Genomic DNA, 16,882 nt, shown 5'->3' on the forward strand with positions numbered 1-16,882 from the left:
GTATATTAAAATGTGTTAAAATGAATTTTATTTTGAAATTATGTAGATTAATGAACCATCACAAAGGCTCCCCAATAATAAGGATCTTTGTATTCTTTCATCATTTTGATTTGTGCAGCACGAAATGCTTTATCAATATCTTTGGTTTCAAACCATTGTTTGTAAAATTCATTCATCAACTTTTGGGTAGCCAAATCATCTACACTCCAAAGGCTCATAACAATCGATTCTACTCCAGCGATACTAAAAGCATATTGTAACCCTGAAATACCATCCCCGTCGGATATATCAGATACTCCGGATTGGCAGGCTGATAAAATTAATAAGGATGTATTCTTAAGATCCAAGTCTTTTACTTCATATGCGGTCAACAATCCATCATTCCCTGATTGATATATCTCTTCTAAAGACTTATTGTTATTGGATGTCACCTCTGTAAAAAACAAACCTGATTTTAATAATGAGTTTTGTAAAATAGGGTTGATCATCTTATCAATATAGATACCATGAGTTGCAATATGCATAATTGCCGGTGAGTTTTTCAGATTTTTGATATTCCCTTCTGTGGCATTGTTTCTATAATAGGTACTCACATTCCAACCCTTACTTTTAAATAGGTTTTCTGTGTTTTCCAACTCTGTTTTGGTTCCAGGTAAATCTGTAAGATAAAACGAATACTTCTCTTGTTCAGAAGATGATTCGTCTACTTCTCTTATAAAATTAGATTCTGAACTCTCCTCAAAAGCCGGGTTACCAAAAAGGCAGATCTCATTATTCTTAAAATCTGACATCTTAATATTTTTTTGGATATCTGATGTGCTAATGACTAATTCAATGTCTTCTTCTTCAATTAAATACTTCTTTGTTTCCTTATTATAAAGCACATTCAAATTCACTGCATTATATATACCATCTTTGCTGATGTATATTTTATCGATATTATCTTTAAAGGAATCTAATCCTTTCTGTATAGGTTTCCAGTAAAGATCGTATGCAGAAACTTTAGGCGCAGAATTACTCTTAAATACTAATGACCTTGTTTTAGGCTGTGTTTCCTTTGTATAAACAGTAAACAAGTCGTTTTCCATCAATGCTGCATTTCCGATGGGAATAAATTGTGGTGTTTTACAATCTGATGATACTGCAATTGCCACATAAAATGACTCTTTTGGATTAATACATTTCAACTTAATGATTTCAACAGCTACTTCATTATCGTCTAATTTATCTTGTACATCTTTCCATGTAACATACTCAGATAATTGAAGAGAATCTTCATCAGTTTCAGAAGCAAAACTTAACGACTTCTCTAAATTATTAATACGGTCTGTCAGCATATAAGAATTTATATGAAGATCATTTCGTTCTTTAACAGATAGGTAGTTTGCGGTCGCTAACTTAGATTTCTGTGCTTCTAAGTGGTTAACATAATCAGAAAAGTTCATCTTGTTTCGATACTTTCCAAGCTGATCTATTTTCGCTTTTCGGGCAATCGATTCTTTCAAAAAGTACTTACGATAATTGATTTGAAGGTCGTAACACTTTTCTACCATTTCTTGAGATTTAAACCCTTCCCTTTTGGTCATCAAACTAAAAAAGTAATTGAAGATACCTGAAGTGTGATGAATATAGTTGATTTTTTCATCTTCAGAAGTAAAATTGAGTTGCGTATCGTATTGTTTAAATCGCATATCTACTCCTTTAATCGCTAATTCTTTTGCTTCTTCCCATTCACCTAAAAGAGATTTCACATAGGCAATCCTTCCTAAATAACCTGGCCAATATACCGACTCTTCAGTGAATTTACCTTTGATGACTCTGTACTCATCCAAGGCTTTATCCAACTCCCCTTTCCTAATAAAAATACTTCCTGCTAAGTCAATAATTTTTATTCTTTGATATTGCATTTCATCAATTCCATGATAATTGGCGATCTCAATCGCTTTGTGGAAATAAGCGATGGCTTGATCAAATTCTTCTTTTTTAGTAGCTATCTCCCCTCTAATCGTATTTGATTTAATAAACAAAGGGTGTTTAGGGTTTACCAGTAACGTCAACTGATCTTCTACTGTTTTAATGTCTTCCAAAGTTTGAATGCTATCCAACATATCTTCATTAAACTGAGCATTCAGAAGGGTTAGTTTTAAGTTTTGATACACCACACTATTTTCCATACCTCTTCTCTTAAGAAAACGTACTTCTGTTTCGCAAATACCAATGGCACTTTGAGTTCTTCCGAGAGTGATAAAGAGGTCGGATAGAATCACAATGGCTTCGCTATAATATTCTGTAAAGAATACTTTTTCTTGACGAACGATAGAGACCAATTCCATCAAATTAAGTTCTGCATTTATGTAATCTCCTTGAAGGAAATAGTATTCACCTAATATCTTTAAGTAGTGGTAATACAGTTCTCTTTTCCCTAAATCATCTTTGCTAATTTTATCAAGATATTGTTTTGTACTTTCTGTGTCTCCTTTTTGTAAATGGATATCAGTAATACAAAGCATCAATTCCGTTCTTAGGTTACTATTATTTTTAAATTTTGATAGATTTTTTTCAACTACTGAATAATTATTCAAAGCTTCCTTTAAGTACCCTTTTTCAGCCATCAATTTACCTAAGTCTAAATAGGCCATAATAGTGGCTAATTGATTTTCACCAAAATGCTCTTTACGGTGGCTTATTAGGCTGTTATAAAACGTATAAGACATTTTATAATCATTGATATAGAAATAATGATTGGCTAGGGCTTCTAGAAGAATCGCATATACAGGGCTTTTCTTGCAATTGTCTTCGATTAATCCTGCTTGTGCTTTTTCTAATAAAACGATTGCCTTTTCTGGTTTATACCATTTAGTGTATAGTTTGGCGAAATAGATATATAACCATTCCTTACTAATTGTATTCTCCGATTTACTCTTTAATCCACTCTTGTTTAGGTTGGCTGCAAATTCAAATGATTTATTAAAATAGTCTTCACTTTTTTGAAACTCACCAAGGTGCATGTTCAAAATTGCTCTATTGATATTGCACAAATTAAAATCTGGGTGTTGTTGCGTTAATGTTTTATAGTAAATCATTTCGGCCTCATTAAGAATAGGAAAAGCAGCAAAAGCATCTCCCACATTAATCTTACAAAAGGCCAAATAATTTAGAGCTAAGGCATAATCAGGGTATAGCCACCCTGAAGACTTATCCATTATTTCAATGGATTTGTTCAACAACTCTATAGCTTCAAAATATTCGTAATGAAGGATTGATAATTCAGAAGTTACCAATAAAGGAATGACCACCTCTATGGCATGGTCTCCATATTCATTTTCTGTTTCACTTATCCAAGTATTTGCTAATTTTTTGGCTTCTTCAAATCTTCCTTGTTCTTGTAAAGATTTAATTACGTCTGGGTTAATTGTTTGATTAGCAAATAATGTATGTGAAAATAAATATAAAGAAAGTAGTAAAATAAAGTATTTCAACATCAATTAGGGGATAATAAATTGAATGCTAGACACTTCCAACATCAATGGGGTTAATTTAGATATAAGTACAGATTGTTATATGATATCATATAATTACGGTAAAGTTAATAAAACTTAACAACAAAATGATATAATCCCCTTTTTTAACAAAAAAAGACTGCTCTTTCGAACAGTCTTTCTTTATATCTATAAAAATGTGTTGATTAACCACCGAAGTCGTCAAACGATACATTTTCTTTTGGAATACCAAAGTCTTCCGTCATCTTAATTACCGCTGCGTTCATCATAGGAGGACCACAGAAGTAGAATTCGATTTCCTCTGGCTCATCGTGTTTCGATAAGTAGTTATCGATTAAAGCTTGGTGTACAAAACCAGTGTAACCATCGCCTTCGCTATCATCCAAGCTAGTCTTGTTTGTCCAGTTATCTTCAGGAAGAGGCTCAGACAATACTTTGTAGAACTTGAAGTTAGGGAATTCAGCTTCAATCTTAGCGAAATCTTCTTCGTAGAATAATTCACGACGTGAACGACCACCATACCAGAACTGAACCTTACGGTTAGTTTTTAGTGTGTGGAATAAGTGGAATAAGTGCGAACGCATTGGCGCCATACCTGCACCACCACCTACATAAATCATTTCAGCATCTGTGTCTTTGATGAAGAATTCACCATAAGGACCTGAAACAGTTACCTTGTCACCTGGCTTACGTGAGAATACGTAAGAAGAACAGATACCTGGATTCACATCCATCCAACCGTTTTTCGCTCTATCCCAAGGTGGAGTTGCGATACGGATGTTCAACATGACGATGTTACCTTCAGCTGGGTGGTTAGCCATTGAGTAAGCACGGAAGATCTCCTCATCGTTCACCATTTTAAGATCCCAAAGACCAAAGTTATCCCAATCTGGTTGGAACTCATCAGCTTTCTTACCCATACGAGGGTGAGCAGTGATGTCCATGTCTTTGAAGTCTACAGTTACCTCTGGTACGTCAATCTGAATATATCCACCTGCTTCGAAGTCCAATGTCTCACCTTCAGGAAGCTTCACAACGAATTCTTTAATGAAAGTTGCTACGTTGTAGTTAGATACAACTTCACATTCCCATTTCTTAATTCCGAAGATTTCTTCTGGTATTTGAACTTGCATGTCATTTTTTACTTTAACCTGACAAGCAAGGCGTACGTTTTCATGTTGTTCGGCACGAGATAAGTGACCTACTTCGGTTGGGAGTACATCTCCACCACCGTCTGTAACGCGACATTTACACATCGCACAAGTACCACCGCCACCACATGCAGAAGGCAAAAAGATTTTCTGCGCTGAAAGTGTAGTCAAAAGTGTTGAACCCGCAGCTACAACTACTGGGTTTGATTCGTCACCGTTAAGAACGATCTTAACGTCACCACTTTGTACTAACTTCATCTGGGCGAACAGGAGTACAAAAACCAATAACAGGATCAAGACCGTAAAGGCCACAATCGCTGCAGGTACTACTACTGATAGTTCCATGATAAAAATTTGTGAAAAAATAAGTGTAAAACTATTTTTATATGGCTACAAATATAAAAGGCATTCTTTCTGATTAAAAGAAAAAAGGCTTTAAAAAATATAAAAGTGCTGTATTTATAATCTATTTACACATTTACTTCTTTTTTACAGATTTGTCACCATACATATCAACAAATTATAGATTAATGGATTTGTTTTATGCCTACTGTATTCTATCTCTTCAATAGTTAAATCGTCATTTTATTTTTAATCCAACATCATTAAAAAAAGATTCCTTCAAACCTTAAAACACCCATCGAATAATAAAATATTACTACACTGATTACGACATTTTTGATGATGGAGTGATATCAGATAATCTACAAAATGAAGGTGGAAATTTTTAAATTGGTGGAAAAAATTAAATCAGTACTTAAATATAGAAGCTGTATTACTTCACTATTAGGACATCAATTGATTCTACATTTTATAACTCCTACATTCAAGTTAGTTATTTAGCATGCTAAAAATTTTCAACCATAGGACTTCACTGTAACACAACGAGCTCAAACATGGTGAGGTACTTATTTAAATAGTGTAATACTAACTAAATAGAAAATCAATCCAACTATGAAAACAATCATAATACTTAGCTTATTGTGCATGGCACTTTTTGCTCATGCTCAAGAAAACCGTTTAATCGTAGAAAAGTCTGACGGAACTAAAACAAAAATCTTCATGAATGGAGGCAACCTAGCTTGGGATCAATTTGCAAATGATTTTGGCCCTGGAGCGACAAATTTCGATTATTTTGATGAGGTGTTCACCAACTTTGAAAATGCTGGTGGAAACTCTATGCGTCTTTGGATCCATATTAATGGAGCGAACAATCCTAACTTGGATGGTAATGGCAAATGTATAGGACTTGAAGAAAGTCATATTGAAGACATGAGAGGTGTTCTCAATTTAGCTTATAATCACAACATCGTTTTAGTCATGAGTTTGTGGTCATTTGATATGCTTAATAATCGTGACTACCCTCTTGAGGTTTCAGAACAAGGGTATAAAATTCTGACAGAAGAAGCGAATGTTCAAGCGTATATAGACAATGCACTAATTCCAATGGTAGAAGCTTTTAAGGATCATCCGGCGGTAGGTGCTTGGGAGATTTTTAACGAACCTGAAGGTATGAGTGATGAATTCGGTTGGTCACATACAAGACATGTTCCTATGAGTGTTATTCAACGATTTGTCAACCGTTGTACAGGTGCAATTCATAGAGTTGATCCCGAAGCACAAGTAACAAATGGTACTTGGTCGATGTACGCTGGTACAGATATTTATAATTCACAAAATCCAATTTACAAGAATTATTACAGCGATGGGGAGTTAATTAATGCAGGTGGTGATAGCTTAGGTGTACTAGATTTTTATCAGATACATTATTATGACTGGATGAATAATGAAATCTCTGTAATGCATCATCCTGCTTCTTATTGGCAACTTGATAAACCTATCTTGGTAGGTGAGTTTTATCCATTGGATGCAAAAGGGATCGCTTGGCAGACATATCATGATTTACTTTATAACTCAGAATATGCTGGAGCGATGTCTTGGCAATGGTATGGCGAAAAAGGACAAATTGAACCTTACCGTACAAATATGGTTGCTTTAATGGAGAGCATCAGAGATTATCCAGATATTCAGATTGAATCAGGAAGAAACCGTTTCCCAACTATCAGTAAAATTGACAATGGATTATTTTATAGAAATGCAGATCCTGTCAGTAATTACGTTGATTTAGATTCTATCGCTAATGACCCAGATAATGATCCACTAACATTCAGTGTAAAAAGTAACTCCAATCCAAGTTTAGTTTCGGTTAGTATTAATAGCGAAAATCAGGTAGGATTAAGTTTCACTTCTGAAATGGTTGGTGAAGCTACAATTGTTATAGAAGTTACAGATGCAGGTGGATTAACTGCTATCTCTGAATTTAATATTGCAGTTAGAGAGGCTGGTACCGGTAATTTAGCCCTTTTTAGAACTACAGTTTATAGTTCTTCAAACGAACCAGGAACCTCTACGGCAGATCCTATTTTTGCCACAGATGGGGATTACAATACAAGATGGTCAAGTGCGTATGAAGATCCCACTTGGTATTATGTTGATTTAGGTGCTACTTATCAGGTTAGTCAGGTGAAACTATTTTGGGAAGCAGCTTATGGCCAACGCTACGAGATACAATTAAGTGATGATGCCACTAATTGGACTACCGTATACACTGAAAACAGTGGTGATGGTGGAGAAGATGATATTATTTTCCCTGCTTCAGCGGCTAGATATGTTAGAATGTATGGAGTTCAAAGAGGTACAAGTTGGGGGTATTCTTTATTTGAATTTGAAGTTTATGGTGAAGGGAGCGTTAATCAATCACCATCAGCTAATATCACTGCCACTCCAACTTCTGGAAATACTCCTCTAGATGTTTCTTTAGATGGCAGCTTATCTTCTGATCCTGATGGCAGCATTGTGAGTTACGAATGGAACTTTGGTGATAATACTGCAACTGGAGTTACATCTTCAGTAAGATATACCGAAAAAGGAACTTACACCATTCAACTTAAAGTAATTGATGATAAAGGAGCTACTGATTCTACTTCAGTAACGATTGTAGTAAACGATCCTAACCATCCAAATATCCCTCCTGTAGCCGTAATATCAGCAACACCTGTTTCAGGTACAGAACCACTAACTGTTAGTTTTAATGCATCAGGTTCATCGGATTCTGATGGTAGTATTGCAAGTTATGATTGGGATTTTGGAGATGGTACTACAGATACAGGTGTAGAAGTAAGTTATACTTTTAATACAACAGGAACATATCAAGTTGTATTACTTGTTACAGATAACGAAGGTGCATCTGCTCAAGATACAGTTACTATTACTGTAGATCCATGGGCACCTTGCGAGAATCCTACTCCTATCTCTGTGCCTTTCGTTAAAAATGGTGCTGGCGAATTCTGCTGGGTAACATCAGAACCTTTCCCAATTATTAATTCTTGGAATCTAGATTTATTAGAAATCAATGGAGTTGATTTAACGAATAAGTATAGTCAAGACATTCCTAAACCAATCAATGGTCAGTGGACAATCCATTACATAGGGTCATTCAATTGGTCACACTTTCATATTGAAGCTCCAACCACTCCTATGGCAGCTACTCAAGCACAATCTGTGTATCCTAATCCATTTACAAATACAGTAACAGTTGATTTAAAGGGAACGAATGCCTCAAAAGTTGAACTAATTGATGAAAACGGTCAAGTACTAAATTCATACAGTGGAGATCAATTAAATTCTGATGAATTAAACATAGAAATCAATTCATCAGGATCACAATTCTTTGTTCGTATTTATAGTGGAAATGAAATTATTGTTAGGAGAATCTACAAGCAATAACTTCTTCTGTATATAAAGAAAAACAAGCCTCGAATGTAGATTCGAGGCTTGTTTTTTAGTATAACCTTCAGTAAATATTAGTCGTTTCTCAACATCCACTTTAAAATCTCTCCATAGGTTGGCTTTTTACCATACGTAAGTAATCCGATTCGGTAAATACGTGATGCTATCCATACACTAAATACAAAACCGATTAGTAAGCTAAACATGGAAAGCAACACTTCTCCTCCAAAACCTATAAATGGCATTCGGATCATCATAATTACAGGAGAAGTTAAAGGGATGATAGAAAACCAATAGGCTAAACTGCCTTGAGGATCGGAAACAATTCCTCCTGAAAGTGCAATTGCTAAGATCAAGGGCATGGTCACAGGAAGCATAAATTGTTGGGTATCTGTTTCGTTATCCACACTTGCTCCAACTGCTGCAAATAATGATGCGTACATGAGGTATGCAAAGATGAAATAGAAGATAAATACTCCCAACATACCTATAAAGTTAAAATCATGGAGAATGTAAAAAATCTCTGATAGTTTATCGACTTCTAAATTATTGGCTTGATTCTGTAGATTGGCTTGTTGAATTTGTTCGTAAGGGATTTCTACAAAAGAAGAAATCACGGTAGTACTAATTGCACCTAAGACAATCCATAGTCCTAATTGAGTTAGTCCCACTAAACCTACTCCCAATATTTTTCCCAACATCAATTCGTAAGGTTTTACAGAAGAAACGATCACTTCTACTACTCTACTTGTCTTCTCTTCTAGTACCCCTTTCATCACCATGGTAGAATACATAAAGACAAAGAAATAGATCACTAATCCACCAACAATACCGATAACAGAGGAAACGGTCACATGACTATCCGATTCTTTTCCATCATTATTAAGGTTTACTGTTCTTATTTGAAGTGGCTTATTTAATGCTTCTACTTGTGACTTTGTCACACCTAAAAGAGGTAGTTTCAAAGTTTTAATTCTTTGAGTTAGCTTTCGTTCAATATCAGTTACTGTTTTCGCTCCCAAGCCTTTACTTTCGTAAAGCATTACACCATCCATCTTTTCAAGTGTAAATGACTTCGGAATATGAAGGAAACCATCAATTGTTCCATTCTTTAAATAGGTTTTCCCTGAATCTACCTCACTATTTAAATAATGAAAATTGAAATTATTGTCAGAAGATGTAAACACAGACTCAAACAATCCTGATTCATCGACAACGGCGATTTCTTTTTCTTCACCATCAGAAATACTTGCCCAAATGATGATGCCATAGAAGGCAACAATCATTAGCGGTCCTAGAATGGACATGATAATGAAAGATTTTTTCCTTACCCTCGTGATGTATTCTCTACTTACTATTAATAAAACCTTATGCATCTACTTCTTCAATTTGTTTGATATTACCGTTCTGAACTGTTTCTAAAAAGATATCGTGCATACTTGGTATCTTTTCTTTTATTCCCAATACTGTAGTAAGTTTCATCACTTCCATCAATAAATCATTAGGCGAAGCATCCAAAAGCTTTACTGTTTGTTTGTAGCCATATAGCTGTTCACTTGATTCCTCTATTAATTGATGAGGTGTTTCTGATATTATGACAGGGTCTGTTGTGGTTAACTCAAACTGATTATTTCTATATACTTTTTTGATCTCGTTTTTTGTTCCTTCGATCATTTTTTTTGATGAATTAATCAAAGCGATACGGTCGCATAGTTGTTCTACAGATTCCATCCTATGGGTAGATAAAATGATGGTGGCACCTTCATTCTTCAATCGAATGATTTCATCTCTGATTAATTGAGCATTGACTGGATCGAACCCTGAAAATGGCTCATCCAAGATTAATAAAGAAGGTTCGTGAATAACAGTACAGATAAACTGTACTTTCTGCTGCATACCTTTTGATAAATCCTCTACTTTATGTTTATGCCAAGGCATTAAAGAAAGCCTTTCCAACCAAGTTTTAGTTTTTGATTTTGCCTCTTTCTTAGAAATTCCTTTAAGTTGAGCAAAGTATAAAATCTGCTCTGCAACACCCATCTTTTTATATAAACCTCTCTCTTCCGGTAAATACCCCATCTTAAACACATCAGATGGCTTTAAAGTGTGACCTTCGAACAATATTTCTCCTTCCTCAGGCGAAATTATTTGAGTAATAGATCGAATAAGTGATGTTTTACCAGCTCCATTAGGTCCTAACAAACCAAAAATGCACTGCTTTGGCACCTGAATTGACACTTTATCTAATGCTATATGGTTTGCATATCGTTTAGTTAAACCTTTGACTTCGAGGATATTCAATTTGAGTAAATGTTATTTAAATAAGATAGAATTGTACGCAATTTAACCTTTTCTTCCGATATAGGCTTGTTTTTTTGTAAAGATCGCAAATAGTTTACATCAACTAGGTCATCAAAATATAATTTTTTAAATTGTGTTAAGTTAAATATTTAATTAACTACCATTACTGATAAACGCAAACATATTTCGCTCTTCTTTGAAGTACTTACTATTTATGTTAAACCTAAGATTACTACCATGTTTAAATCATTTAGAGCACGCTATAATTTTCAGCGTACAGCAGCAAAACCAAAAGTGAATAGAGAACTTGAAGGTTTTGAGATTAAAATAAATTCAGCGGGTGAAATAGAAAGCTCATACAGCATCGATCAGTTAAATGAGTTTCTAAACCGCAAAGTTTATGATAAGAAGTTGAAAAACGACGTTGAAAATCAAGAAATTTTATAATATAATTCTTTTACCCGACTATTTCTTGTTCTATTAGCTTATACTATCACTTTACACCTTTCACACACATCATAAAAATATACGCTAAACAATATCTATTTAGATGTTTACCGGAATTAAGAAATAATTAAGCCCTTCAGTTGAAGGGCTTTTTTATGTTTTTTAACTCCTGTATGATATCAAACAATTCTAAATAGAATCAACTTAACATGATAGAAAGCGTTATTTCAACTAAACATCAAATTCTATCAAATGATCAAAATCGTAAAACTTACTATACTTTCTGTAATTTGTCTTTTTACACAAAACACACTATTTGCTCAAACCACTCTTAAACGTGGTGATAAAATTGAGAAAGTTGATATCCGAGATTTAAATAATAAACCTGCCGTAACACCTGGTATTGGAGAAAAAGTAACATTAATCTTTTATCCAGATCCAGATAAACCATCAATGAATGAAAAATTTATTGAGGAAGTAAAAAAATGGAAATTCCCAGAGGATGAATATTTAGCTTATGGTATTGTTAACCTTGCTGATTCTCCTTATCCAAATAGTGTTATTCGTTTTATGACAAGAATGGTAAGAAAACGTTCAAAACAAGAAGCTGATGCTTTGATCTTAACCGATCCGAAACGCTTTGTGCAAGATGCTTGGAATACGGGCGATTGTAACAACAGTTTTGCTATTCTATTAGTTGATGCTGAAGGAAAAGTTCTTTTCTGGAAAGCAGCTGAAATGGATGATGATGAAATCGACTTTGTGATTAATGAGATTAAGGCAAATGTGTCGACTGCTCATAAATACACAGAAGAAGAAATGAAACAATTCGAGTTATCGAAATAACATAAACACAAGAGAATTTTTCCTGTGACCTAATATAATTGACCAAATAAAAAGCCTTATGATATTCGTATCAGAAGGCTCATTTTATTTATAAGGTATCCTAACTATATTTTAGATAGTCTTCCCATCTTTTTATCAATTTTTGCATATCCTGAGGAATTTCAGAATCAAATTGCATCCACTCATTGGTGGTAGGATGTACAAATCCTAATGATTTTGCATGAAGTGCCTGTCTTGGACAGATCTTAAAGTTATTATCCACAAATGTTTTGTACTTTCCAGTGCGTTCTCCCTTTAAAATCTTATCACCTCCATACATCTGATCAGAAAATAGTGGGTGACCTAAGTGTTTCATATGCACACGAATTTGGTGTGTTCTACCTGTTTCCAGTTTACACTCCACTAAGCTTACATAACGTAGGTCTTTTAATTGTTTGTAATGTGTTATTGCCTTCTTTCCTCTAGTAGATTCATCTGGAATAACAGTATACATTCTTCTATCGCTATCAGAACGACCAATCATTGTGGTTAGCGTACCTTCCTCTCCTTGGTCAGAAAACGTTCCCCAAACTAGTGCTTGATAGGTCCTTTCAATAGTGTGATCATAGAATTGTTTTGCCAAATGCGTTAAGGCATTTTCATTTTTAGCTATAACCAATAATCCTGAAGTATCTTTATCTATTCTATGTACCAAACCCGGTTTATCTTCTCCATTGAAAGAAGTAGGCAATCCTTTAAAGTGATATACCAAAGCATTCACTAAAGTACCACTTGTATTATTGAATCCAGGATGCACCACCATTCCTGGCTTTTTATTGACAATCAATAAATCGTTGTCCTCATAAACAATATCTAAAGGAATGTCTTGAGGTTCCAGCTCTGTAGATCTTGGTTTTGGCATAAATACCATTACTACATCTCCTGGAGTGACTTTATAATTAGGTTTTACAGGCAGACCATTGACTAAGAAATGTCCTTCTTTTAAACCCGATTGTATTCTATTTCTTGATAAATTTGGTATTCTATCTACTAAAAACCTATCAATCCTTAGGGGTTGCTGTTTAGGATCTACTTCAATTTTTAGTTCATCGAATTCCTGAACTGATTTTAAGTCATCTTCTGTTAGATTAAAATCTTCAGGTCTGAAGTAAGAATCATCGTCTTCATCATCACGACGTATATTTTTTGATTCTTCAATCATTTTTTGTTCATCTAGGTGAGTTAAATCGTTATTTGTTGCATCCTCGTTCGTAGTGCTTGTTCTATCTCTTCTAGTCATAATTGGTATATATCAAAAATTATTTAGATTGGATAAAATGACTTCAAGTCATAAGCATGTTCAATTAATACTTTCTTTTGTTTTAAAAGAACACTTTAGTTTCAAAGAATAAAAAATATCGATAAATATGGAGTAAAGATATTCTATTCTAATATAGAACAAAATACCTTCACCAAAAACACCGTGAACACATTGTTGAAGGTACACGATGTTTTTCTTAATACATTGATGTTTTATTATAGAAAAGTCCTTATTTCTCTTCGTTGGAAGGAAGCTTAAAACCGTTCTTTATAAAAGCGACAAATTCTTTAAACATTTCTTTGTTGGTAAACACGCTTTTAACGATTCCCCAAAGTCCTTGTTGTTGAATTTGATTTTGCTCAGCGATAAGTTTCTTTTTATTCTCTTCGATGATACGCTTTTGCTCAGCTTCTTGTTCTTCTTTCTCTTTTTTCCACTCCTTAAGAAGATCATCCACTTCAGATTTTTCAGGGTTTAGCCCTTCATACCCTACAAGTTCATTTGATTTTTTATAGGATTCTTGTGCCTTATCCCAAGCACCTGTTTGTTCTTGAATAAGACCTAAATTGTTATGAGCTATAGCGTCATCAGGATCCAATTCAATTGCTTTTTGATAATCGGCAATTGCACCATCTGTATCTTTAATATTCGCTTTAATAAAGGCTCTACTTGAATATCTATAAGCATTATTAGGCTCTAATTTCACGGCTTTATCAAAATCTAATAAAGCACTTTTAGAACGTTTCTGCATATGAAGAATGATCCCTCTATGTGCAAAAAAGTCTGCATTTAAAGGCTGTAAGTCAATTGCTTTGTTTATTGATGTGATCGCTCCATCCAAGGCCTTCATTTTATATCGAGCCACAGAAAGATGATAAAATGCTCCTGCATTGTTTTTATCTTGAGCAATTACTTTATTTAACTCCGCTACCGCTTCTTGGTAATTACCTTCTTTTATTAAGTTAACAGCGTGATTATATTGTTCCATAAATAACGTCTGAGACGATCCTCCTCTACTTTTGAGTGTCCTTTATATTTGTACTTTAAAATTAGGATTAACTGTCATTGTTTAATTAATCAACTAATTTTATTGAAAGATGTTCTACTTCTCTTCTAATTTTTGACTAAGCTTTTGCATGAGATGTGAAGAAACTTCTATATCTCCAGAATTTTGAGAGAAAAAGTCTTGCATATCGGTTATGTAGCTCATAAACTGATCTCTATCCCTTGTTTGAATGATATCGAAAAGCTTATTCATCTCGTCTCTAAAAATTCGAACTACTTCGTACACATATTCGTTACGCATCTGAATATCTGCATAAAGCATTGGGTTTTGCATCACATAGCGAGTGTAAAAAACGATAAAAATTCTGTAAGGTGGGGAAGCAACACTCTTAATATCTTCAAAGTCTTCGTTAAATCTTGCCATTGTCTTAGCAGAAACGAAAACATTAAAGTGATTTAGGCCTTGAACAAGCCCCATCAATTTATCATGCTTAATGTATTGAACATCCTTAACTACCCCTTTATCAGCTAGAAAAGTATCTTTAAGTTGTTGTTCTAAGTCCTCTGCTCCATCGTTGTAATTAAATAAAACAACGTTGCCATCGAAACTTTTTATCCTATGGCTAAACATTGGGTGCATAGAAATATATTTAGGCAAAACTTCGGTATATACCGAACGAAGTTGCTCATACTTCTCAATAACAAACTTTTTTACGGAACAGACATCAATTAAATATTTATCGTCTAATGCAGGAAATACTTCTTCCATTACATTCGACATGGCAGAAATCGGCACAGCAAGTACCACAATATCTGCCCAATAGGCCAATTCTAGATTGGAAGAAAATTCCGAATTTTCTCCTCTACAAGAGAACCTTGCATCGATTCCTTTAGAGCGAAAATAACTCACTACCCAACTACCTAAACCTTTATTACCACCTACAACACCTATTTTTTGCTTGTCTAGTTCCACGATTATCTCACTTAGTTTTTTTATATTCGTAAAATTACATCAAATTTGAATAATGAAAAATGTGTTTGAAATATAAGTTTACAGTTTTAAATTTATATTCCGAATTACATTATCTGCTGAATACTATTGATTTCTCCCTTTTTATAAGGTTATAAATCTTTAAACTCAGCGTTAATAGCAATAACTTTTTGCATTCAAGCGACAAAAGTACGTATTTCATTTATTATTTGGGAGCAGAAAGAACGTGAAGTGGCACAATGACGATGACTTTTGATTATTTTATGCCTGCAGACTGTACAGGTACTACATTAGACGACTATTTAAAAGAGGCTTGGTTTAGAGATGGACCAATGATGTCTCGTTACGAGATGATCTACTTTAGAGAGCATGTCTACTCTATTGTACCTATTCGTGTCGTCTTAGAAGATTTTCAATTTTCAAAGAGTCAGAGAAAACTTATCCGAAAAAATCAAGGATTTAAGGTTAAGATTCAACCACTTGAAATTACGCCAATTAAAGAGAAGATGTACGCCGAACACAAAGGGCGTTTTCAATCTCCCAATTCTCCATCTACTTTAAAAAATTATTTTCAAGAAGAAGGAAATGATGAATCACCTTTTGAAACTTGGGAATTGCAAATTCTAGATGGCAACCATCTTGCCGCTATTTCATTTATTGATATTGGAGAGGAGAGCATCTGTAGTATTCTCGCATTATTTGATCCTGCTTACAGTAAACAATCGCTAGGTATAACGTCCATGCTATTTGAGATCGAATACGCTCAAATGAGTAATAAAAAATATTACTATCCTGGATATGTACTTGACGAAGACTCTGTTTTTGATTACAAAAAGAGGCTCAACAACCTTCAATTCTTTTCTTGGAAAAACTTTAGCTGGCACAGTTGGAATCTTTTCGAAAAGGAAGAAACTTCAAACTTACTCATTAGAGAAAAGTTAGACGATGTGGTCGAATTGTTTGAAGAATCCAAAAAAATGGAAATTGATGTTGTACAAAATGAAGCTTTCTTCTACAACGTATGGCACAATACTTTTGATGTTTCTGGCATAGTTCCAAGTCCGCTATACTTAGAATGGGAATCCACTTGGTTTCAAATACTTACCATCGATTACACATTCGATGAGGAAGAAAAAGATTATTTCTATACGTTAAGACATACTCAGTCAAACCTTTACGTTTGTCAGTCTGCAGAAGAAATCTCTGATGCCCTTCGAAAATGGCAACTACGTATTCGAAATGCAGCAATCATACAACAACAAAGCTTATATGCTTTAGAAGAAATATTATTTCAAGAAGGCATTCAGATCGATCCAACAAAAATGTTCTCTAATGGAAATAAGTTGGATGGATTTATAGAAATGGCTATCGAAGGCAAACACCTTACGATGTACATTTCTTATTATTGTGATCAAAAAATATTTACATTACAGGCTTCCAACGACTTAAGAGATATTACTATCGATTCTTTTGCTACTGCTCGAGATTGTGCAAGAGCAATTTGTGAATGGATCAATAGAAAAACATTAAGTATTGTCTTGTAACCTCAAAA

Annotated in this window: 11 protein-coding genes; 4 read left to right on the plus strand and 7 right to left on the minus strand. The window is 34.2% G+C overall.

Annotation, left to right across the window (positions count from 1 at the left end; all coding sequences use genetic code 11):
* Window positions 1-47: 47 nt before the first annotated feature.
* Both MY04_RS09685 and nqrF read right to left on the minus strand, forming a co-directional pair.
* On the minus strand, window positions 48-3,482 hold the full coding sequence (locus MY04_RS09685) for a CHAT domain-containing protein (RefSeq protein ID WP_066209052.1): 3,435 nt from the start codon (window positions 3,480-3,482) through the stop codon (window positions 48-50).
* A 203-nt stretch (window positions 3,483-3,685) separates the two neighbouring features.
* Window positions 3,686-4,996, minus strand: coding sequence for an NADH:ubiquinone reductase (Na(+)-transporting) subunit F (gene nqrF / locus MY04_RS09690; protein ID WP_066209054.1), 1,311 nt, complete (start codon window positions 4,994-4,996; stop codon window positions 3,686-3,688).
* 609 nt (window positions 4,997-5,605) lie between these two features.
* Between nqrF and MY04_RS09695 the strand changes: the two genes are divergently transcribed.
* Window positions 5,606-8,437 (plus strand): PKD domain-containing protein, encoded by a 2,832-nt coding sequence (locus tag MY04_RS09695; protein WP_084005825.1) that lies wholly within the window; start codon window positions 5,606-5,608, stop codon window positions 8,435-8,437.
* A gap of 77 nt (window positions 8,438-8,514) precedes the next feature.
* Here the strand turns inward: MY04_RS09695 and MY04_RS09700 are convergent, their stop codons facing one another.
* Both MY04_RS09700 and MY04_RS09705 read right to left on the minus strand, forming a co-directional pair.
* Window positions 8,515-9,747 (minus strand): ABC transporter permease, encoded by a 1,233-nt coding sequence (locus tag MY04_RS09700; RefSeq protein WP_158297637.1) that lies wholly within the window; start codon window positions 9,745-9,747, stop codon window positions 8,515-8,517.
* A 61-nt stretch (window positions 9,748-9,808) separates the two neighbouring features.
* A complete protein-coding gene (locus MY04_RS09705; RefSeq protein ID WP_066209064.1) occupies window positions 9,809-10,741 on the minus strand; it encodes an ABC transporter ATP-binding protein in 933 nt (310 codons plus the stop codon).
* 237 nt (window positions 10,742-10,978) lie between these two features.
* On the opposite strand from MY04_RS09705, the gene MY04_RS09710 reads away from it, so the two are divergent.
* Both MY04_RS09710 and MY04_RS09715 read left to right on the plus strand, forming a co-directional pair.
* Entirely contained in the window at window positions 10,979-11,188 is a 210-nt protein-coding gene (locus MY04_RS09710) for a hypothetical protein (RefSeq protein WP_066209067.1), read from the plus strand.
* A gap of 252 nt (window positions 11,189-11,440) precedes the next feature.
* Window positions 11,441-12,034, plus strand: a complete 594-nt coding sequence (locus MY04_RS09715; RefSeq protein ID WP_066209070.1) for a YtfJ family protein — start codon at window positions 11,441-11,443, stop codon at window positions 12,032-12,034.
* A gap of 100 nt (window positions 12,035-12,134) precedes the next feature.
* On the opposite strand, the gene MY04_RS09720 is transcribed toward MY04_RS09715, so the two are convergent.
* The 3 genes from MY04_RS09720 to MY04_RS09730 form a co-directional block, all read right to left on the minus strand.
* Window positions 12,135-13,313, minus strand: a complete 1,179-nt coding sequence (locus tag MY04_RS09720) for an RluA family pseudouridine synthase (RefSeq protein WP_236941108.1) — start codon at window positions 13,311-13,313, stop codon at window positions 12,135-12,137.
* A gap of 250 nt (window positions 13,314-13,563) precedes the next feature.
* Complete coding sequence (locus MY04_RS09725) at window positions 13,564-14,322, minus strand: tetratricopeptide repeat protein (protein WP_066209073.1); 759 nt, start codon at window positions 14,320-14,322, stop codon at window positions 13,564-13,566.
* Window positions 14,323-14,436: 114 nt separating this feature from the next.
* Window positions 14,437-15,312 carry a prephenate dehydrogenase/arogenate dehydrogenase family protein gene (locus MY04_RS09730; RefSeq protein ID WP_066209076.1) on the minus strand — a complete coding sequence of 292 codons (876 nt, stop codon included), beginning with the start codon at window positions 15,310-15,312 and terminating at the stop codon, window positions 14,437-14,439.
* A gap of 263 nt (window positions 15,313-15,575) precedes the next feature.
* Between MY04_RS09730 and MY04_RS09735 the strand changes: the two genes are divergently transcribed.
* Entirely contained in the window at window positions 15,576-16,874 is a 1,299-nt protein-coding gene (locus MY04_RS09735) for a hypothetical protein (RefSeq protein WP_169055527.1), read from the plus strand.
* Window positions 16,875-16,882: the final 8 nt, after the last annotated feature.

The organism is Flammeovirga sp. MY04 (assembly GCF_001682195.2).
GTDB classification, from domain to species: domain Bacteria; phylum Bacteroidota; class Bacteroidia; order Cytophagales; family Flammeovirgaceae; genus Flammeovirga; species Flammeovirga yaeyamensis.

What these genes read in the sequence shown, in the direction of transcription:
- MY04_RS09725 (WP_066209073.1), bottom strand. Translation starts at nt 14,322, where the DNA reads ATGGAACAATATAATCACGCTGTTAACTTAATAAAAGAAGGTAATTAC.
- MY04_RS09700 (WP_158297637.1), bottom strand. Translation starts at nt 9,747, where the DNA reads ATGTCCATTCTAGGACCGCTAATGATTGTTGCCTTCTATGGCATCATC.
- MY04_RS09685 (WP_066209052.1), bottom strand. Translation starts at nt 3,482, where the DNA reads ATGTTGAAATACTTTATTTTACTACTTTCTTTATATTTATTTTCACAT.
- MY04_RS09695 (WP_084005825.1), top strand. Translation starts at nt 5,606, where the DNA reads ATGAAAACAATCATAATACTTAGCTTATTGTGCATGGCACTTTTTGCT.
- nqrF (WP_066209054.1), bottom strand. Translation starts at nt 4,996, where the DNA reads ATGGAACTATCAGTAGTAGTACCTGCAGCGATTGTGGCCTTTACGGTC.
- MY04_RS09735 (WP_169055527.1), top strand. Translation starts at nt 15,576, where the DNA reads ATGACTTTTGATTATTTTATGCCTGCAGACTGTACAGGTACTACATTA.
- MY04_RS09720 (WP_236941108.1), bottom strand. Translation starts at nt 13,313, where the DNA reads ATGACTAGAAGAGATAGAACAAGCACTACGAACGAGGATGCAACAAAT.
- MY04_RS09710 (WP_066209067.1), top strand. Translation starts at nt 10,979, where the DNA reads ATGTTTAAATCATTTAGAGCACGCTATAATTTTCAGCGTACAGCAGCA.
- MY04_RS09715 (WP_066209070.1), top strand. Translation starts at nt 11,441, where the DNA reads ATGATCAAAATCGTAAAACTTACTATACTTTCTGTAATTTGTCTTTTT.